17 protein-coding genes and 1 pseudogene are annotated in these 18,278 nt (G+C 71.5%); 12 read left to right on the top strand and 6 right to left on the bottom strand.

Going from position 1 to position 18,278, the window contains the following annotated elements:
• Positions 1 to 5: 5 nt before the first annotated feature.
• From ndk to JQN72_RS07930, 5 genes are all read left to right on the top strand, one after another.
• Positions 6 to 428, top strand: a complete 423-nt coding sequence (gene ndk, locus JQN72_RS07950) for a nucleoside-diphosphate kinase (protein WP_204134646.1) — start codon at positions 6 to 8, stop codon at positions 426 to 428.
• A gap of 54 nt (positions 429 to 482) precedes the next feature.
• A complete protein-coding gene (gene lpdA, locus JQN72_RS07945; protein ID WP_204134645.1) occupies positions 483 to 1,874 on the top strand; it encodes a dihydrolipoyl dehydrogenase in 1,392 nt (463 codons plus the stop codon).
• Positions 1,875 to 1,893: 19 nt separating this feature from the next.
• A complete protein-coding gene (locus JQN72_RS07940; protein WP_204134644.1) occupies positions 1,894 to 3,306 on the top strand; it encodes a pyridoxal-dependent decarboxylase in 1,413 nt (470 codons plus the stop codon).
• Between the two features lie 71 nt (positions 3,307 to 3,377).
• Complete coding sequence (locus tag JQN72_RS07935) at positions 3,378 to 3,758, top strand: hypothetical protein (RefSeq protein WP_204134643.1); 381 nt, start codon at positions 3,378 to 3,380, stop codon at positions 3,756 to 3,758.
• Between the two features lie 33 nt (positions 3,759 to 3,791).
• On the top strand, positions 3,792 to 4,196 hold the full coding sequence (locus tag JQN72_RS07930) for a DUF1330 domain-containing protein (protein WP_204134642.1): 405 nt from the start codon (positions 3,792 to 3,794) through the stop codon (positions 4,194 to 4,196).
• A gap of 10 nt (positions 4,197 to 4,206) precedes the next feature.
• Here the strand turns inward: JQN72_RS07930 and JQN72_RS07925 are convergent, their stop codons facing one another.
• The 3 genes from JQN72_RS07925 to JQN72_RS07915 are packed head-to-tail and all read right to left on the bottom strand — an operon-like array spanning position 4,207 to position 7,993.
• Complete coding sequence (locus JQN72_RS07925; protein ID WP_204134641.1) at positions 4,207 to 6,465, bottom strand: xanthine dehydrogenase family protein molybdopterin-binding subunit; 2,259 nt, start codon at positions 6,463 to 6,465, stop codon at positions 4,207 to 4,209.
• Positions 6,462 to 7,469 (bottom strand): xanthine dehydrogenase family protein subunit M, encoded by a 1,008-nt coding sequence (locus JQN72_RS07920; RefSeq protein WP_204134640.1) that lies wholly within the window; start codon positions 7,467 to 7,469, stop codon positions 6,462 to 6,464. The genes JQN72_RS07925 and JQN72_RS07920 overlap by 4 nt, the downstream gene beginning before the upstream one ends.
• Positions 7,466 to 7,993 (bottom strand): 2Fe-2S iron-sulfur cluster-binding protein, encoded by a 528-nt coding sequence (locus tag JQN72_RS07915; RefSeq protein ID WP_204134639.1) that lies wholly within the window; start codon positions 7,991 to 7,993, stop codon positions 7,466 to 7,468. Before JQN72_RS07915 ends, JQN72_RS07920 begins: the two co-directional genes overlap by 4 nt.
• An 85-nt stretch (positions 7,994 to 8,078) precedes the next feature.
• Between JQN72_RS07915 and JQN72_RS07910 the strand changes: the two genes are divergently transcribed.
• Positions 8,079 to 8,807 carry a TetR/AcrR family transcriptional regulator gene (locus tag JQN72_RS07910; RefSeq protein WP_204134638.1) on the top strand — a complete coding sequence of 243 codons (729 nt, stop codon included), beginning with the start codon at positions 8,079 to 8,081 and terminating at the stop codon, positions 8,805 to 8,807.
• 51 nt (positions 8,808 to 8,858) lie between these two features.
• Positions 8,859 to 10,031, top strand: a complete 1,173-nt coding sequence (locus JQN72_RS07905) for an alpha/beta hydrolase (RefSeq protein WP_204134637.1) — start codon at positions 8,859 to 8,861, stop codon at positions 10,029 to 10,031.
• 7 nt (positions 10,032 to 10,038) lie between these two features.
• Here JQN72_RS07905 and JQN72_RS18870 read toward each other — a convergent pair whose 3' ends face one another.
• Positions 10,039 to 11,040, bottom strand: a complete 1,002-nt coding sequence (locus JQN72_RS18870; protein WP_307812514.1) for a hypothetical protein — start codon at positions 11,038 to 11,040, stop codon at positions 10,039 to 10,041.
• 596 nt (positions 11,041 to 11,636) lie between these two features.
• Between JQN72_RS18870 and JQN72_RS18865 the strand changes: the two genes are divergently transcribed.
• Genes JQN72_RS18865 through JQN72_RS07890 form a run of 3 tightly spaced genes read left to right on the top strand, consistent with a single transcriptional unit; the run spans position 11,637 to position 13,986 of the window.
• Complete coding sequence (locus tag JQN72_RS18865; RefSeq protein WP_307812513.1) at positions 11,637 to 12,302, top strand: hypothetical protein; 666 nt, start codon at positions 11,637 to 11,639, stop codon at positions 12,300 to 12,302.
• Positions 12,299 to 13,222, top strand: coding sequence for an ABC transporter ATP-binding protein (locus JQN72_RS07895; RefSeq protein WP_204134636.1), 924 nt, complete (start codon positions 12,299 to 12,301; stop codon positions 13,220 to 13,222). The genes JQN72_RS18865 and JQN72_RS07895 overlap by 4 nt, the downstream gene beginning before the upstream one ends.
• On the top strand, positions 13,219 to 13,986 hold the full coding sequence (locus JQN72_RS07890) for a hypothetical protein (RefSeq protein ID WP_204134635.1): 768 nt from the start codon (positions 13,219 to 13,221) through the stop codon (positions 13,984 to 13,986). Before JQN72_RS07895 ends, JQN72_RS07890 begins: the two co-directional genes overlap by 4 nt.
• 16 nt (positions 13,987 to 14,002) lie before the next feature.
• Here JQN72_RS07890 and JQN72_RS07885 read toward each other — a convergent pair whose 3' ends face one another.
• The gene (locus JQN72_RS07885; protein ID WP_204134634.1) at positions 14,003 to 15,541 is read right to left on the bottom strand and encodes an MFS transporter; all 1,539 of its coding nucleotides are present in this window, start codon (positions 15,539 to 15,541) and stop codon (positions 14,003 to 14,005) included.
• Positions 15,542 to 15,610: 69 nt separating this feature from the next.
• Here JQN72_RS07885 and JQN72_RS07880 point away from each other — a divergent pair, with 69 nt between their 5' ends.
• The gene (locus JQN72_RS07880; protein ID WP_204134633.1) at positions 15,611 to 16,252 is read left to right on the top strand and encodes a TetR/AcrR family transcriptional regulator; all 642 of its coding nucleotides are present in this window, start codon (positions 15,611 to 15,613) and stop codon (positions 16,250 to 16,252) included.
• A 683-nt stretch (positions 16,253 to 16,935) separates the two neighbouring features.
• Positions 16,936 to 17,961, top strand: coding sequence for a Shedu immune nuclease family protein (locus JQN72_RS18860; RefSeq protein ID WP_204134632.1), 1,026 nt, complete (start codon positions 16,936 to 16,938; stop codon positions 17,959 to 17,961).
• Between the two features lie 153 nt (positions 17,962 to 18,114).
• On the opposite strand, the pseudogene JQN72_RS18320 reads toward JQN72_RS18860, so the two are convergent.
• Positions 18,115 to 18,278 (bottom strand): annotated as a pseudogene (locus JQN72_RS18320) (IS630 family transposase); the annotation flags it as partial.

Here is an 18,278-nt window from a genome sequence, read left to right as displayed (position 1 = left end):
GCTGCGTGACCATCGAACGCTCCCTCGTCCTCGTCAAGCCCGACGGCTACGCCCGCGGCCTCACCGGTGAGGTGCTCCGCCGGATCGAGGCCAAGGGCTACCGGCTCGCCGCCCTCGAGGTCGTCTCCGCCGACACCGACATGCTGCACCGGCACTACGCCGAGCACGAGGGCAAGCCGTTCTTCGAGCCGCTCGTCGAGTTCATGTCCTCCGGCCCGGTGTGCGCGGCCGTCATCGAGGGTGACCGCTGCATCGAGGGTTTCCGCGCCCTCGCCGGCGCCACTGACCCCACGGCCGCGGCCCCGGGCTCCATCCGGGGCGACCTCGGCCGCGACTGGGGCGAGAAGGTGCAGAAGAACATCGTCCACGGCTCGGACTCCCCGGAGTCCGCCGAGCGCGAGATCGGCATCTGGTTCCCCGAGCTCTGAGTCGGAGCCACGCCCCGATCGGGAGGCCCCCGCAGCCCCCGATAGGCTGACGACATGGCTGACTTCGACGTCGTGGTGCTCGGTGCTGGTCCTGGTGGGTACGTCGCGGCGATCCGCGCCGCGCAGCTCGGCAAGAAGGTCGCCGTCGTCGAGAAGAAGTACTGGGGCGGGGTGTGTCTCAACGTCGGCTGCATCCCCTCCAAGGCGCTGATCAAGAACGCCGAGCTCGCCCACACGCTCGAGCACGACAAGGAGCTCTTCGGCATCGAGGGCGAGGTGTCGATGAAGTACGGCGCCACGCACGCCCGCTCCCGCAAGGTGTCGGCCGGCATCGTCAAGGGCGTCCACTTCCTCATGAAGAAGAACACGATCGAGGAGATCGACGGCTGGGGCACTCTCACGTCCGCCACCTCGATGGACGTCGAGCTGAACGAGGGCGAGAAGCGCAGCATCACCTTCGACCACCTCATCCTCGCCACCGGCGCGGTCACCCGGATGCTCCCCGGTGTGGAGGTGTCGGAGAACGTCGTCACCTACGAGGAGCAGATCCTCGACGAGAACCTCCCGGGCTCCATCGTCATCGCCGGGTCCGGCGCCATCGGCGTCGAGTTCGCCTACGTCATGAAGAACTTCGGCGTCGACGTCACCATCGTCGAGTTCCTCGACCGGATGGTCCCCACCGAGGACGAGGAGATCTCCAAGGAGCTTCTCAAGCACTACAAGAAGCTCGGCGTGAAGGTCCTGCTCGGCACCAAGGTCGAGTCCGTCGAGGACACCGGGTCCGGCGTGAAGGTCACCGTGTCCAAGGACGGCAGCGAGGAGGTCCTCGAGGCCGACAAGCTGCTCTCGGCCATCGGCTTCGCCCCGCGGACCGAGGGCTTCGGCCTCGAGGCCGCCGGGGTCGAGCTCACCGAGCGGGGCGCCATCGCGATCGACGAGTACTGCAAGACCAACGTCGACAACGTCTACGCCATCGGCGACTGCACGGCCAAGCTCATGCTCGCCCACGTGGCCGAGGCCCAGGGTGTCGTCGCCGCCGAGCACCTCTCCGGCGCCGAGACGATGCCCGTCGAGTACGACTTCGTCCCGCGGGCCACCTACTGCCACCCGCAGATCGGCTCCTTCGGCTACTCCGAGGCCCAGGCCAAGGAGAAGGGCTACGAGGTCAGGACCGCCAAGTTCCCGTTCAGCGCCAACGGCAAGGCGATGGGGCTCGGCGACGGCGTCGGCTTCGTCAAGGTCGTCGCGGACGCGGAGCACCACGAGATCCTCGGCGCTCACATGATCGGCCCGGACGTCACCGAGCTCCTGCCGGTCCTCACCCTCGCGCAGAAGTGGGACCTCACCGCGGACGAGGTCGCGCGCAACGTCTTCGCGCACCCGACGCTCTCCGAGGCCGTCAAGGAGGCCGTCGAGGGCATCGCCGGCCACATGATCAACCTCTGAGCAGAAGGGCCCGTCGCCCATGACGCCCGAAGAGTTCCGCGCCGCCGGTCACGCCCTCGTCGACTGGATCGCCGACCACCGCGAACGCGTCCCCTCCCTGCCGGTCGCCGCACAGGTCGGGCCGGGCGAGGTGCGTGCAGCGCTGCCGGAGCACCCGCCCACCACGGCCGAACCCTTCGAGTCGCTCCTCGCCGACCTCGACCGCGTCGTCGTCCCGGGCATCACCCAGACCCAGCACCCGGGCTTCTACGGCTGGTTCCCGAGCAACGCCTCGCTCGCGTCCGTACTCGGTGACATCGCGGCCGGCGGCGTCGGCGCGCTCGGCATCACGTGGCAGTCCGCGCCGGCGCTCACCGAGGTCGAGCAGGTCGTCACCGACTGGCTGCGCGATCTCTGCGGGATGGCGCCGCAGTGGCGCGGCGCCATCCAGGACACCGCGTCCACGGCGTGCCTGGTCGCCCTGCTCGCCGCGCGGGAGCGGGCCAGCGACGGCTCCGAGCACCGCGGCGGGCTCCAAGGGTTCGACGCTCCCCTCGTCGTGTACACCTCGCCGCACGCGCACTCGTCGGTGGCGAAGGGGGCACTGCTCGCCGGGTACGGCGCCGACAACCTCCGCTACGTCGCCGTCGACCCCGTCACCTACGCGATGGACCCGGACGCCCTGCGCTCGGCCATGGCCGCGGACGCCGCCGCCGGGCGCGTCCCGGCCGCCGTGGTCGCGGCCGTCGGCACCACGGGGACCACCGCGATGGACCCCGTCCGGGACGTCGTCGAGGTCGCCCGCGAGCACGGCGCCTGGGTGCACGTCGACGCAGCGATGGCCGGCTCGGCGATGCTCCTGCCCGAGATGCGCCACCTCTTCGAGGGCGTCGACGACGCCGACTCCCTCGCATGGAACCCGCACAAGTGGATGGGCACGATCCTCGACACCTCGCTGCTCTACGTCCGGGACGTCGACCACCTCGTCTCGGTGATGTCGACCACGCCGAGCTACCTGCGGGCGAGCACCGACGACGAGGTCGTCCAGTACAAGGACTGGGGGATCCCCCTCGGGCGCCGCTTCCGGGCGCTCAAGCTGTGGTTCCACCTGCGGCTCGACGGAGTCGAGGCCATCCGTGAGCGTCTGCGCCGCGACCTCGCGAACGCGCAGTGGCTCGCCGAGCAGGTCGAGGCCGAGCCGGGATGGCGGGTCCTCGCCCCCGTCTCGCTGCAGACCGTCTGCCTACGCCACGAGCCCGCGGGGCTGGAGGGCGACGCGCTCGACGCGCACACCCTCGCCTGGGTGGACGCCGTCAACGCCACGGGGCGCGCCTTCCTCGGGGCGAGCCAGCTCGACGGACGGTGGATGGTGCGGGTCTCGATCGGTGCCGAGCCGACCGAGCGGGCCGACGTCGAGGCGCTGTGGGATCTCCTGCGGGACACCGTGGTCTGAGATCGGCCGTTCGGACCGTTCCGGGGGCCGCCCTCTAGGAGCGGGTCACGGGTGAGGTCTACGGTCCCGGCATGCGCATCGACTCAGAGTGGAGGACCCGCCGGGTGGCGCCGGCGCTCGCGGCGACGGCCCTGCTCCTCGGTGGCTGCTCCGGCACGGGCGCGTCCGGCGCTCTCGCGACCTACGACGCCGGAGCGTCGAACGACGACGCGATGCTCACCGGCACCCTCTCGATCACGGACGAGTGCGTGACGGTCGACGACGGGTCCGCGGTGACGACCCCCGCCTTCGTCGGTGCGTCGCTGAGCGACGGCGTGCTGCGCTACCGCGGAGCCGAGTTCGCCGACGGCGCCCGCATCGAGCTCGGCGGTGGCGAGACCGACGACCGCGCGGTCGTCGACCTCCCGCGCGGCTGCCCGAGCGAGCACGTCTTCCTCGTCGCCCACGACTGACCGGCGACCCATCCCCGGTGGCATGCTCGGGGGATGGCCGACACGTACCTGGAGCCCGCCCCGGACGCTCTCTCCGCACTCGCCGGGCTGCCCGACGACGAACCGGTGGTCATGCTCAACCTGCTGCGCTTCCGGGACTCCGCCGAGTACCCCGCGGGCGTGGACGCGGAGCCGTGCTCCGGCCGTGAGGCGTACGAGCGCTACAGCTGTGAGGCCGTCCGCTTCGTCCGAGCCGTCGGCGGTGAGCCGGTCTTCCAGGGGGCTTCGGAGCTCGCGGTCATCGGGCCCGAGGGGGAGTGGGACGAGGTGCTGCTCGTGCGCTACCCCTCGCGTGCGGCGTTCCTCGCCATGGTCAGCGACCCGGACTACCTCGCGACGACCGTGCACCGCACGGCCGCGCTCGCGGACTCCCGGCTCGTGGCGACACGCGCCGGGTGACCGGGCCGGGTCACGCCTCGGGAGCGAGCCCGAGGACACGGTCCGGCGTGAGCGGCAGGTGGGTGAGCCGCCGCCCGGTCGCGTCGAACACCGCATTGGCGACGGCCGCCCCGACCCCGGTGATGCCGACCTCGCCGGCGCCGACGACGCCGCGGGGCGCGGTCGGGTCGGGGTCGCCGAGGAGGTGGATCCCGATCTCCGGCACGTCGGCGTGCGACGGCACGTGGTAGTGCGTGAGGTCCGGGCCGACGAGCCGGCCGGTCCGGGCGTCGGTCACGGACTCCTCGGTGAGGGCGAGACCCAGGCCCATGACGATGCCGCCGCGCAGCTGGCTGGCCGCCGTCTTGGCGTTGAGGACCGCGCCGATGTCGAACGCGCCGACCCATCGCGTCACCCGCACCTCGCCGGTGTCGGCGTCGACCGCCACCTCGCAGAAGTGGGCGCCCCAGGCTGCACGCTGCCAGCGGCGCTGTCCCCACAGTGTCTCGGCGATCCACCGCAGCGTCCCGGCCCGGGCGCGGAGCCCCTCGTCGTGCCCGACGACGACCTCGACGTCCTGGCCGTGCGCTCGCACGGCGTCGAGGACCGACCCCGCGGCGGAGGGGCCGAGCCGCTGCACCCGTGACCTGAGCCGCTCGGCGGCCCGTACCGTGGCAGCCGTGAGGCTGGCCGTCTGGGTGGACCCGCCGGCAGGAGGGGCGATCGGCTGGTCGGAGTCCCCGTACTCGACGCCGACGCGGTCGAGGGGCACGGCGAGCTCGTCGGCCACGACCTGCGCGAGGACCGTCGCGATGCCCATGCCCATGTCCTGGGCGCTGGTCCGCAGGACGACCCGCCCGGCGGCGGTGGCGCGCAGCACGACGTGGGCCTCGAAGGTCAGCGCCGGATGGTAGGCCAGCGCCATCCCGTGACCGACGAGACGGTCGCCGTCGCGCCGACCTCCCGGACCGCGCTCGGCCCAGCCGAACTCCCGGGATCCGAGCTCCATGAGGTCGGGGACGCGCCGGTGGGAGAAGCGCCGGCCGTGCAGCGGGGTGCGGTCGGTATCGTTGCGCAGCCGCAGCTCGACCGGGTCCAGGCTCACGTCGTGAGCGAGCTGGTCCATCGCGGACTCGAGCCCGAAGCTGCCCGTCGCGTCGCCCGGGGCGCGCATGAAGGTGTTCGGCAGCATGTCGAGCTCGACGACCTCGGTCCCGACCCGGAGGGCCGGGGTGGCGTAGAGCGCGGTACTCACGGCGACGACCTGCTCGCTGCCGCCCCCGACCGTGGAGGAGCGCACGACGGCCTCGTGGACGACGGACCGCAGCCGCCCGTCCCGGTCCGCACCGAGTGCGACGCGCTGCATCGTCGGGGTGCGGGCGCCGACCGTGCGGGTCACTGCCTCGCGGCTCAGGGCCATCCGGACCGGTCGCTCCACGTGCCGCGCCGCGAGCACAGTGAGCAGGGTGCCCGCCCACACGCTGCCCTTCCCGCCGAACCCGCCACCGATGACGGGAGCGAGGACGCGCACCTGGCGGACGTCGACGCCGAACCGTCGGGCGAGGTGCTTGCGGCACCAGTCGATGCCCTGCGTCGGGTCCCACACGGTGAGCCGGTCCCCGTCCCAGTGCGCAGTCGTGACGTGCGGTTCCATGGCGCTGTGGTGGTGCGCCGGTGTGGTGAGCCCGAGCTCGACGACCACCGGAGAGGCGTCGAGCGAGGCGACCGCGTCCCCCTTCGTCCCGCTGACCGTCGGGGCCGCGGGGGTCTGCTTCGCCCGCGTCGCCGTGTCGCGGGCGGCCCGGAAGTCCGTCGTCGCGGGGAGGACCTCGTAGTCCACGCGGACCAGGGACGCGGCGTACCGCGCCGTCTCGAGGCTCTCGGCGACGACGACCGCAACGGGCTGGCCGTCGTAGTGCACCTGGTCGGTGTTGAGGTACTCGACACGGCTACGGCTCGCCAACGAGCTGAGGTCGAGGAGGCTGGCCGAGGGCGGCGGTGCCATACGGGGTGCGTTGTCATGGGTCACGACGTCGACCACCCCGGGATGGGCACGGGCGGCGGCGGTGTCGATCGCGACGATGCGTGCTCGGGCGTGCGGCGCGTGCACCATCCAGCCGTGCGTCAGGCCGGGGAACGGACGGTCGGCGGTGTAGAGGGCGTCACCGTGCACCTTGGCCGGGCCGTCACGGCGGTCGACGCCGCGCCCGACCCACTGGCGCTCGTCCGTTCTTCCCGCCGTCGGCGGCGTCGAGGGTGTGGCACGGGGCCGGGTCGGGGTCGTCGTCATGCGATGGCTCCTGCCGTGGAGTCGGAGGGGGTGGCCAGGCGGCGCAGCGTCGCGACGGCGGTTCGCCGGGCGAGCTCGACCTTGAAGGCGTTGTCCGGCGTGGTGCGTGCGTCGGCGAGCTCGAGGGCCACGGCCTCCGCGACCCGCTCGTCGCTCAGCGGCGACCCGGTGAGGTGGGCCTCGGCCCGGTGGGCCCGCCACGGAACCGTGCCCACCCCACCGAGCCCGAGGCGGACGGAGGCGACGTCGCCGTCCACGACGTCGAGGACGGCGGCCACCGAGACGAGCGCGAAGGCGTACGACGCGCGGTCCCGCACCTTCCGGTAGTCACCCCGGCCCGGGGGAGGTGAGGGGAGGACCACGGCCGTGACGAGCTCGTCGCGGCGGGCGACCGTCTCGATGTCCGGGGTCTCTCCCGGCAGGACGTGGAAGCCGTCGGCGGAGACCTCCCTGACCCCGTCCCGGGAGGCGAGCTCGATCCGTGCGTCGAGCGCGACGAGTGCGACGGCGAGGTCGGAGGGATGGGTCGCCGCGCACCGCTCGCTCGTCCCGAGGACGGCCAGGCCACGGCTCGCCCCGTGGCGAGCGGCACACCCCGCGCCACGGTCACGCTTGTTGCACGGCGCATCGAGGTCGGTGAAGTAGGGGCATCGTGTGCGCTGGTGCAGGTTGCCTCCGACGGTGGCCATCGCGCGCAGCTGTCCGGAGGCCCCGGAGAGCAGCGCTCGGGAGAGCACGGGGTACCGGCGCCGCACGAGCGGGTGGTGGGCCAGGTCCGAGTTGCGCACGCCGGCACCCACGCGGAGGCCACCGTCCGCGGCTTCCTCGATCTCGTCGAGGGGGAGCCGGGAGACGTCGACGAGGAGGTCGGCGGTCTCGACGCCCCGGCGGAGGAGGTCGACGAGATTCGTCCCACCGCCGAGGAACCGTGCACCGGGGGTGTCGCCGACGAGCGACAGTGCCTCGTCGACGTCTGCCGGGCGTGCGTAGTCGAAAGGCCTCACCGGGCCGACCCGCTCTCGGCGACCTCGCGGACGGCCGCGACGAGACCGTTGTGGGCGCCGCACCGGCAGAGGTTGCCACTCATCCGCTCGCGGATCTCGGCTGAGGTCAGCGGGACGGCGTCCGCAGCCAGGTCCTCCGTCACCAGGCTTGGCGCACCGGCGCGGTGCTCGGCGAGCATCCCGAGCGCCGAGCACACCTGTCCCGGGGTGCAGAACCCGCACTGGAGCCCGTCGTGGTGGACGACCGCGTCCTGCAGCGGGTGATGGGGGCCGACGCCCTCGATCGTCACCACGTGGCAGCCCTCGGCCTGCATCGCGAGGGTGAGGCAGCCGAGGACCCGGCGTCCGTCGACGAGCACGGTGCAGGCCCCGCACGCGCCCTGGTCGCAGCCCTTCTTCGTGCCGGTCAGACCGGCCTGCTCGCGCAGTGCGTCCAGGAGCGAGGTGCGCGGTTCGAGCGACGCCGTGGTCCGGCGGCCGTTGACGGTGAGGGTGACGGGACGGGCGGGGGGTGGAGCAGGCATGGGAACTCCTCGTCGTTGCGCAATGGCGTTGCGTTACTACACCGCTAAGGTAATGCAACGTCATTGCACTGGCAAGAGGAGGATCGTGGCCGACTCGGCAGCATCGTCCCCGGAGGGCGCGGGTGTTCCCGCGCCCCCGACCTTCGTGCGGGCGAGGACCCCGGAACAGAAGGAGCAGCGTCGCGCAGCGATCCTCGGGGTGGCGCGGGGGCTGGTGGAGGAGCGCGGGATCCTGGGCCTCACGCTCGCGGACCTGGCCGACGAGGTCGGGCTCGCGACCTCGAACGTGGTGCGTCACTTCGGGACCCGCGAGGAGATCTTCGTGGCGCTGGTCGCCCAAGACGGCATCGAGGTCACCCGCGAGGTCGTGGCGGCTCTCGACGGCGTGCCTCGTCCCGGTGGCTCGGCCACCCCGCAGGACGTCGCCCGGGTCGTGATGGACACGGTGCTCGCGCGGACCGTGTTCTGTGAGCTGCTCGGCCATCTCCCCACGCATCTCGAGCACAACGTCTCGCTCGAGACCGCGACTCGGCTCAAGGAGGCCACGGCCACCCTGGTCACCGACCTCGGCGACGCGGTGCGACGGGCCTGCCCCCCACTCACGGCGGACGGCGCCACGCTGTTCGTCCTGGCGGTGGTCTCGATGGTGTCGGCGGTGGCCACGGGCCGGCGGCCCGCGCCCGTGGTCCGGCAGGTGTACGCGCACAGGCCCGATCTCGAGGTGTTCGCCGGCGACCCCTTCGGTCAGGTGGAGGAGCTCCTCGCCGCCACCCTGCGCGGTCTGCTGGCGTCGCCTGCTTCCGAGAAGGGATGACGTCTCCTGCCCGGGGAGGCGTGGTCGAGCGCGTCGACCGACGATGGTGACATGAGCACCGGCGCACGCCCCGGGCGTCCGGAGCCGGTCCACGGGCCGGCGACGGTGGTCGTCATGGTCGTGACGATCGCGCTGGGGCTGGCTGCGGTGGCGGTGTCGACGGGTGGGCAGAGCGCGCTGGGGCTGACCGGTAGCCGGCTGGCCGGGATGTCCCCGTGGCTCCTCGCGCTGGCCGCGGCTACGGCAGCGGTGGCCTGGCTGCTCGTGCGGGCGCGCCGCAGTGCCGTCCGGCTCACCCTCGCGGTCCTCGCGTCCGGAGCGGTGCTCGCCCACGGCGTGGTGACCACCCAGCTGCTCGCCGTGGGCTGGCGCGTCGGCGTCGTCGTCAACCCGTGGTCGGTCGCGCAACGCGGTGCTCCGAGCGACGCCCCGGACGCCCGGGTGCGCTACCTCACCGACGCCGGTGAGGACCTGTCGGTCGCCGTCTGGGAGCCGGCCGGGCCCGGCGCACCGGTGCTGTTCTACGTCCACGGCGGAGGCTGGGTCGGAGGTGACCCCGAGCACCGTGCCGTACAGCTGCGGTGGTTCGCCGAGCAGGGGTGGCTCGTCGTGGGCGTCCAGTACTCGCACTCCGACGCGCGACGCCACCTGTGGGACGTCGTCCCGGCCCAGGTGGGCTGCGCTCTGGTCTGGGCGGCCGAGCACGCCGTCGACCACGGCGGCGACCCGTCGCGCATCGTCGTCGTGGGGGACTCCGCCGGTGGCAACCTCGCCGTGAACCTGGCCTACCGGTCGGCCCGTGGTGACGCGCCGTCCGCCTGTCCGGGCCGCGTGCCGCGGGTCGTGGCGGTCGCGGGCCTCTACCCGGTGCTGGACCCGGTGGGTTTCCACGACGTCGGTGGGCCACTCGGTCCGAGCGCCCGGCGGATGGCCTCCGCGTACCTCGGGGGAACCCCGGAGGAGGTGCCCGAGCGTTACCGCGACGTGGACTCGACGACCTACGTCTCGGCCGAGGCCCCGCCGACGCTGCTCCTCGTGCCCGGGAGCGACCGTCTCGTCCCGGCGTCGGACGCGGAGGCCTTCGCCGATCGCGCGCGGCAGGCCGGGGTCGACGTCACCGAGGCCCGGTTCCCGTACCTCGACCACGCCTTCGACCGCGACGCGCTGCCCGACGCGCTCTACCGCCGGGTCACCGACCAGTGGCTGCGCGAGCACGTGCGCTGAGCCGGCGTCACCGGGCCAACGCGTCCGGGAGCGGGTCGCTGTGCACCACGGTCAGGGCGGACACGGCCCGGGTGAGAACGACGTAGAGCCGCCGGAGCCCGGTGCGTTCGTCCGGCTCCGCAGCGGCGATGGCCGCCGGCTCCACGACGACGACGCGGTCGAACTCCAAACCCTTGGCGATGCTCGCCGGGACGAGCTCGACCTGCCGGTCCTCGTCGTCGCCGTGCTCGGCGTCGAGCCGCCCGTGGCGGATCTCCGCGCGGGCGAGGGCCGCATCCAGCGCGTCGAGGAACGCGTCGGGCGCGATGACGCCGACCGACCCGGGTTCCTGCACGGCCGCGCGCACGGCGTCGACGACGGCGGCCGAGCGGCGGGATCCGTCGGCCGCGACGACGTCCAGCCGTCCGGGGTTCTCGCGGACGGAGACGGGCGCGCCGAGACCCGGGGCCATCGACGGCAGCAGGCGGGCGGCGAAGTCGATGACGAGGCCGGGGACGCGGAAGCCGCGGTCGAGGGTGACGAGCTCGTGCTCGGGGCGGCCGAGGTGGGCCATCGCGGTGTCCCACGACGGCGTCGCCCACGGGGTGGTGCCCTGCGCGATGTCGCCGAGGACGGTGAGGCTGCCGGTGGACGCGCGGCGCCCCACGGCGCGCAGCTGCATCGGGGAGAGGTCCTGCGCCTCGTCGAGGACGACGTGGCCGAGGCTCGGCGTGCGGTCGAGGAGGTCGGCGAGCTCGTCGAGGAGCGCTTGGTCGGCACGGGTCCACCGAGCCGCGCCCTTGGTGCGGGGTGGCTTCTCCCAGAGCAGCATCCGCTGCTCGGTCTCGGTGAGCACGCCGTCGGCCACGTCGGCCAGGGCGTGCTCGTCCGTGAACAGGTGGAACAGCACGGCGGCCGGGTCGAGGGCGGGCCAGAGGTCCTTGGTGTAGGCCTTGACCGGCGCGGACTTCGCGATGGAGTTCTGGACGCGCTCACCGGGGAAGTCGCCGGACCGCTCGATCTGCCGCATGACAAGGTGGCGAGCCGCTGGGGGAGGAGGTCGCGAGCCGCAGAGTAGCGCACCCCGCGGCGCGCGAGGGCGTCGACCTCGTCCTGCACCTCGTAGGCCGGGACCCGCCACTTGCGGGAACCGCGGGGCACGACGAGCGCCTCGGTGGCGCGCCCGACGCTGCGCCACACCGCCGCCCTCAGGACCTCGGACATCCGGGCGTCGCCCTTGAGCACGGCGACGTCGGTGGGGTCCTGCCCGCGGACCCGGCCGTGGTCGAGCAGCGTGTCGATCGTCGCGTGCTGCACCCTGATCTCGCCGAGCGAGGGCAGGACGGCGCCGATGTGGTCGAGAAAGGCCCGGTTGGGTCCGACGACGAGCACACCGGAGCGCTCCAGCCGGGAGCGGAACGAGTAGAGCAGCCAGGCCGCGCGGTGCAGCCCGACGGCGGTCTTCCCCGTGCCGGGTGCGCCCTGGACGCAGATACTCGCCGAGATGTCGGAGCGGACGATCTCGTCCTGCTCCGGCTGGATGGTCGACACGATGTCGCGCATCGGCCCGGAGCGGGGGCGCTCGATCTCCGCGGCGAGGATGGCGCTGTGGTCGGAGCCCCTGCCATGGGTGAGGTGCTCGTCCTCGTAGGCCGTGAGACGGCCGCGGTCGACCCCGAAGCGGCGGCGGAGGCCGACGCCCATCGGCTCGGTGGCGGAGGCCCGGTAGAAGGCGGTCGAGACCGGGGCGCGCCAGTCGACGACGACCGGGTCGCCGTGGTCGTCGCTGACGTGCCGGCGGCCGACGTGGAAGGTCTCCTCGCCGTGCTCGGTGCGGCAGTCGATGCGACCGAAGAAGAGCGTGGTGCGCGGGTCGTCCTGGAGGGAGGCGACCCGGCGGGCGAGGACGTGGCTGAGCACCGCGGCGTTGAGCGGGTCGCTCGCGGTGCGGGCGTCGAGCCGGTCGACGGCCGCACGCATCCGGGCGAGCTCGGCGCGGGCTCGGTCCAGGTGGGCCTGCTCGGCCGCGAGGACGGGGTCCGCGGGCGGTGGGGCGGGCGACGCGGGCACGGCGGGACCGCCTCCTGTCGTCGCGGTGGGTCGGGGGCCGGTGTTCTCGGGAGAGCTCATACCGGCGAACCGATGATGGTACACCGGGAGCGGACCACCCCGGTACGACGCCGCGGGTCACCGACGGCGGGCTGCGGGCGTGCCCGCCGTGCAGATCTGCACGAGATCTTCACGCCGTGCTCCCGGAGATCCCGGACCACCGCCCCTAGATTCGACACATGATCCAGGTGCGGGGACTGACCAAGGACTTCGGCCGGGTGCGTGCTGTCGACGGGCTGACGTTCGACGTCGAGCCCGGGACGGTGACAGGGTTCCTCGGGCCCAACGGCGCCGGCAAGTCGACGACGATGCGGATGCTGCTCGGCCTCGACCGTCCCACGGCGGGGACGGCGACCGTCGGCGGGCGGCGCTACGTCGAGCTCCCGGCGCCGATGCGCGAGGTCGGCGCCCTGCTCGACGCCGCGGCCATGCATCCGGGGCGCTCCGGGCGGACCCACCTACGTATCGCCGCCCGAAGCAACGGCATCCCCATGACGAGGGTGGACGAGGTGGTCGAGCGCGTCGGCCTGGGCGCGGCCGCACGGCGCCGGATCAAGGGGTACTCGCTCGGGATGCGCCAGCGCCTCGGGATCGCCACCGCCCTGCTCGGAGACCCGCCCGTCCTCGTGTTCGACGAGCCGGTCAACGGGCTGGACCTCGAAGGGGTGCGCTGGATCCGCACCCTCTTCCGGGACTGCGCCGACGAGGGGCGCACCGTCTTCGTCTCCAGCCACCTGATGAGCGAGGTCCAGCTCGTGGCCGACCGGGTGGTCATCATCGGTCGTGGCCGGCTCGTCGCCGACGCCCGGGTCGACGAGGTGCTCGCCCGAGGTCGGCACCGGGTCCGGGTCCGTAGCCCGCGCGCCGACGAGCTGGCGGCCGTCATCGGAGGGCTGGCGGACGTCGTCGTGTCCGGGGTCGGTGAGCTCGAGGTCGTCGGTCTGAACGAGGCCGAGGTCGGGGACACCGCCCATCGGGCCGGGGTCCCCCTCCACCACCTGGCGACGGTCGAGGAGTCGCTCGAAGCCGCCTACTGGTCGTTGACCCAGGACGAGGTCGAGTTCCGGGGGAGCGCGTCCGACCGGGCCGGGGAGGCCTCGTGAGGACCGTGACAGTGCTGGCGCGCACGGTCCGGGCGGAGTGGGCGCGGTTGTGGACCGTCCGCTCCACGTGGGTGCTCGTCGTGGCGCTGACCCTGTTCGTCGCCGGGCTCGGTGCACTCGCCGGTTACGACGCCGCAGGCGGAGAGGACGCCGGCTACGGGGGGTTGTCGGCCTGGGAGGGCGTCCGGTTCGTCATGCTCTTCCTGCTCTTCGGCCTCGTCGCCCTGTCGTGCGTCGCGGCTGCGTCCGACTACGGGACGGGCGGGATCGTCCCGACCCTGCAGTGGACTCCCCGACGTGGGGTGCTGCTGGCCGGCCGGGCACTCGTCGTGGCCGGCGTGTCAGTGCTGCTGGCGGTGCTGCTCCTCACGGTGGCGGCGGCGCTCGTCGCTGTGCAGGCCACGGGGCTGGGCATGTCGCTGTGCGCCGGCTCCTCGATCCTCGGCGACGCCGCCCTCGTCGTCGGCTGCGGCTCGCTGCTCGGCATCGGGCTGGGGTTCCTCACCCGGAGCACCGCCGGCTCACTCGTCTCGGCCATCGCGCTGCTCGTCGTGCTGCCTCTCGTGCTGGGAAACCTGCCGTACGAGTCACTGCGCACCGTCGCCGAGTACCTCCCCGGTACGAACGCGATCTACGTCGTGTTCGGGGAGGGCATCGGTGAGGACATGACGATCGCCTCCGCCCGGTCGACCCTCTTCGCCTGGGCCGTCGGCGGGATGGCGGCGGGTGGCCTCCGGCTGCTGCGCACCGATGCCACCCGCTGACCGAAGCGTCCGCCCCTCAGTCCTGTGCGGACTCCGGGGCGCGATCCCGTGGGGCGAGGACGAGGACGACGACGGCCGCCACGGCGACGATGACGGCGGCCACCGTCAGCGCGTGCGAGATGCCGTCGACGAACGCCTGTTGGGCGGCGGCGACGACCTGCTGGGCCGCCGGTCCGGCTTCCGCCAGCTGCGGGGAGCGCGTCACGGCGATCGACTCGCTGAGCGCGTCCCCGGCCTCGGCGGGCAGGCGGCTCGCGGCGCTCGCGACCCCCTCGCTGTACGTCGTCGCGAGGATCGTGCCCAGGACGGCGATGCCGATGGCCGAGCCGAGCTCGCGCGCGGTGTCGTTGACCGCCGAGGCGACGCCCTGCTTCGACGCCGGGAGCGCCTCGGTGATCGCCGTCGTCGCCGGGGTGCCGGCCATCCCGGCGCCGGCCCCGAAGAGGACGAGGCCGCCGACGAGCACGCCGTAGCCGAGGTCGCGCTCGAGCATCGTCATGACGAACAGGCCGGCGGCGAGCAGCAGCAGCCCGACCGCCCCGAGCCGGCGGAAGCCCAGCCGTTGCGCGATGACCGGGGCCCGGCGGGCGGTCGGGATGAGGACGAGGGGGAGGGGCAGCAGTCGGAGGGCGGCCTCGAGCGGCGAGAAGCCGACGACGAACTGGAGGTACTGGAGGACGGCGAAGAAGAACCCGAACATCGCGAAGAACTGCACGGTGATCGTCAGGCTCCCGGCCGACAGGCCGCGCGCGGCGAAGAGGCGCGGGTCGAGCAGGGGGTCGGACACCCGTAGCTCCCACGCGACGAACGCGGCCAGCCCGACGACCCCCGTCGTGAGGGCGCCGATCGTCACCGCGTCGCCCCAGCCGTTCTCGGCGCTCTCGATGATCCCGAAGACGACGCCCGCGACGGCGACGAGCGACAGCAGGCCGCCGACGAGGTCGAGCCGTCCGGCGCCGTCGTCCCGGCTGCCCGGGACGACGGCGAGCGTGCCGACGAGGGCGAGGACCGCGAGGACGACGTTGAGGCCGAAGAACGAGCTCCACGCGAAGAACTCGAGGAGGATCCCGGTGCCGAAGAGGCCGAGGACGGCGCCGCCGCCGGCGATCCCGACCCAGACGCCGATGGCCTTGGGCCGGTCCTCCTCGGGGAAGGACGTCGTGATGACCGAGAGCGTCGTCGGCATGATCCCGGCGGCGCCGAGTCCCATCGCGGCCCGCAGGGCGACGAGGGTGCCCGGGTCGGTCGTCACCATCGCAACCGCGGCGGCGGCACCGAAGACCACGAGGCCGGCGACGAGCACCCCACGGCGCCCGTAGCGGTCGCCCACCGCGCCCGCGAGGAGCAGCAGGCCGGCGAAGACGACGGTGTAGGCGTCGACGATCCAGGTGAGCTGGGTCTGGGTGGCGCCGGTGTCGACCGCGAGGTCGGGCAGCGCGACGTTGAGCCCGCTGACGGCCGAGACGACCGTCATGAGGGCGAGGCCGACCGTGACGAGCACGGCGGTGCGGCGGCGGGGGTCGGCGATGACGTCGTCCGGTAGCTCAACAGGCATTGAATTCAACATGCATTGAGTTATGCCAGACTGGGGAGGGAGATGTCAAGCACGTGGAAGGGTGAGCGGGTGACGGACGACGCAGCACCTCGGGTGCGGCCGACGGGTCGGCGCCCCGGCGAGTCCGGGACGCGCGAGGTCATCGCCGACGTCGCCCGCCGGCACTTCGCCGACAAGGGGTTCGCCGCGACGACGCTGCGCGCCATCGCGACCGAGGCCGACGTCGACCCGGCGCTGATCGTCCACCACTTCGGCTCCAAGAGAGCGCTGTTCCTCGAGGTCCTCGAGCTTCCGGAGATTCCCCTGACCTTGGTGCGTCAGGCGCTGGAGGGACCCCTGGAGTCGCTGCCCGACCGTCTCTCCGGAGTCCTCGCGCGGGTTCTCGGCGACGAGCGCACGGTCCAACGGCTGGAAGCGCTCATCCGGACGGCGGCGAGCGACCCGGAGGCCGCGGCGCGCATCCGCGGGTTCCTCGAGGCGAACCTCATGCACCCGATCGCGGCCCGGCTCGCCGAGGCGCCCGGTGCCGACCCCGACGAGGCGGCCCTGCGCGCGACGATGATCGGGACGTCCGTCGCCGGCACCATCCTCGGCCGTCGCATCCTGCGCCTCGACCCCCTCGCCGCCGCCGACGCGCCGGTCGTCGCTGCGCTCGTCCGTCGCGCCGTCGTAGCTCAACTGCCGCCACTTGCGCGCGACCAGACCGTCTGAATCGGCAACGAGTAGATAGGCGAGCGGCCAGCACAGAACAAGCGTCCGCCGTCGGTGCTGCTCATATCTCCCCGACCGCGGCTGTTGTCGAAGCCCATTGACAATCTCAATTCGATGTAGCATCCTCTGGGCAGGTGACTATCGCCTATTGCCTGAGGTTTCTACGCAGAAGTTTAAGTTTCACTCGCTGGACGATTCGATACGGGCTCTCATGCTCAGAGAGGTGGAGTTGGATGGGAAAGACGTATACCTGAGCACCTACCTCACGGAATTAGGAAAACGCGCCTACCCAGCACTGCTCCGAGAGGCGATAGAAAAGCACGACGAGGGGTGGCTCACTGCGGAACTCGAATCGGAGGGTCGTATCCGGCCTGACGCGCGGGCACGAGCGGCCGAAACATTCGCCATCTCAGAGTTCAATCGCTACCACATTCGTGCCGCGTGTGTTCGTGCGATTGAGCATGGGGACAATACTGTTTTGGTGTATCGCGCCCGTGACTCCGAAAATCACCGGCTCTCCTCCGATGAGCTTGTAGGTACCAAACAGCCTGCGAACGTGGTGCTCGATGATGTTAGAACCGGGCGCCAATCCGGGGCGATCCTTGGGGTGGCTCAGGCCAACTCTGGCATCACGGTCCGTTGCGCGTGCGTCACCTGCACTCCGAACGAATAGTGCACGCTAAGTGTGTGAGGAAGGCGAAGAGGTTGAGGTCTCTGCCACCAGCGGAGATATCGATGCTGCCGCTACTAGCCATGGTGCAGGCGCCACGATCCTGGGGTTGCCGATCAAGCAGCGAGGTGCTGTTCGCCTCACGGGGGCGGGTGAACACGACACGGTCGCTGCCGCTTGGACAGTGGCAGGGACAGCTGACGCCGATTTCCTTGTTAAGGTTCTCATCACGCGTGAGAGTCGACGAGTCAGTGAGATCTGGATTCAGGCACATTGGCAGGTGGAGTCAGGGACGTACGAAAGAACCGTTCTACACTTGAGCGGCGACGCTGCCGCGTCATTCGTCGCACTTATGGGTAACCAAACGCTGACAAGTCTGGGCGACGAGGAGAGTTCGAGTTTCGTCACCCTGCCGTCCTCTGAGGCGCTAATGGCCGCTTACATGGAGGACTCGTCGCTCTTTGAAGAATTAATTGCCACCGATGTGTCGGCGAAAGACATTGTTGCAATTGCAGGTCGACGAGAGGCGGTTGACAGATTCCGTCGTCTCTTGGGGGACTCGGCTTTCTTCGAAAGCGAGGCGAGGAGACTGCGCGGTGGAGAACGCGTCTGGCAATTGTTGTTCGAGGCAAATCCCTGGATGCTGGGTGGTGGCTTGGCGCAGCAGTATTTAGATGGCTGGGACGAGAAACGCCTCGAGCAGGTCGTGGCTGGCTCATCTATCGCTCAATCTGGGAAGCGGGTTGATGCGCTCCTCAAAACCGCCGGCGTCGTGAGGTCATTGGTTTTCGTCGAGATCAAACGTCATGACACGCTGCTGCTCGATGAGGAGTACCGGCCGGGGTGCTGGCGCATCGATAAGGAGGTCGTTGGAGCTGTTGCACAGATTCAAGGCACCGTCGACCGTGCTATCGATGGCATCCGGACCAGGTTCTCTTCTTTGGATGACGAGGGCTGGGAGACTGGGGGTTTCACCTATGCCGTGCGTCCACGAAGCTTCCTAATTTTTGGGGCAATTGAGCGAATTTTCGCGAGATGAAAAGGATCACGTCGACAAGATTCGATCTTTTGAATTGTTCCGTCGAAATCTGGTGGAGCCAGAGGTGGTCACCTTCGACGAGCTTCTTGCTCGGGCCGAGAAGATTGTGGATCTCGCGGAGGAGTCTGGACTAGAGACAGGTGAAAGCGACGCCTAGTGGTTCGTGTTTGAAGTTTTCTGACGGTTGGCCTTCTTGAGGATGTCGTCGGCGGTCTTGGTCCACACGAAGGGGTGGGAGCGGTCGTTCCAGCCGTTGATGAAGACGCGGATCTTGGCGTTGAGCTCGCGCACGGATCGGAACGTGCCGCGGCGGATGG

The sequence above is a fragment of the Phycicoccus sp. CSK15P-2 genome (assembly GCF_016888005.1).
Taxonomy (GTDB): Bacteria; Actinomycetota; Actinomycetes; order Actinomycetales; family Dermatophilaceae; genus Phycicoccus.
The sequence above is the reverse complement of the archived record's forward strand: the minus strand, read 5'-3'. Positions and strand labels throughout refer to the sequence as shown.

Coding starts and splice junctions, on each gene's coding strand:
- JQN72_RS07905 (WP_204134637.1), top strand. CDS start 8,859: ATGAGCACCGGCGCACGCCCCGGGCGTCCGGAGCCGGTCCACGGGCCG.
- JQN72_RS07895 (WP_204134636.1), top strand. CDS start 12,299: ATGATCCAGGTGCGGGGACTGACCAAGGACTTCGGCCGGGTGCGTGCT.
- JQN72_RS07935 (WP_204134643.1), top strand. CDS start 3,378: ATGCGCATCGACTCAGAGTGGAGGACCCGCCGGGTGGCGCCGGCGCTC.
- JQN72_RS07925 (WP_204134641.1), bottom strand. CDS start 6,465: ATGACGACGACCCCGACCCGGCCCCGTGCCACACCCTCGACGCCGCCG.
- lpdA (WP_204134645.1), top strand. CDS start 483: ATGGCTGACTTCGACGTCGTGGTGCTCGGTGCTGGTCCTGGTGGGTAC.
- JQN72_RS07930 (WP_204134642.1), top strand. CDS start 3,792: ATGGCCGACACGTACCTGGAGCCCGCCCCGGACGCTCTCTCCGCACTC.
- JQN72_RS07915 (WP_204134639.1), bottom strand. CDS start 7,993: ATGCCTGCTCCACCCCCCGCCCGTCCCGTCACCCTCACCGTCAACGGC.
- JQN72_RS18865 (WP_307812513.1), top strand. CDS start 11,637: ATGGGTGAGGTGCTCGTCCTCGTAGGCCGTGAGACGGCCGCGGTCGAC.
- JQN72_RS18870 (WP_307812514.1), bottom strand. CDS start 11,040: ATGCGGCAGATCGAGCGGTCCGGCGACTTCCCCGGTGAGCGCGTCCAG.
- JQN72_RS07940 (WP_204134644.1), top strand. CDS start 1,894: ATGACGCCCGAAGAGTTCCGCGCCGCCGGTCACGCCCTCGTCGACTGG.
- JQN72_RS07885 (WP_204134634.1), bottom strand. CDS start 15,541: ATGCCTGTTGAGCTACCGGACGACGTCATCGCCGACCCCCGCCGCCGC.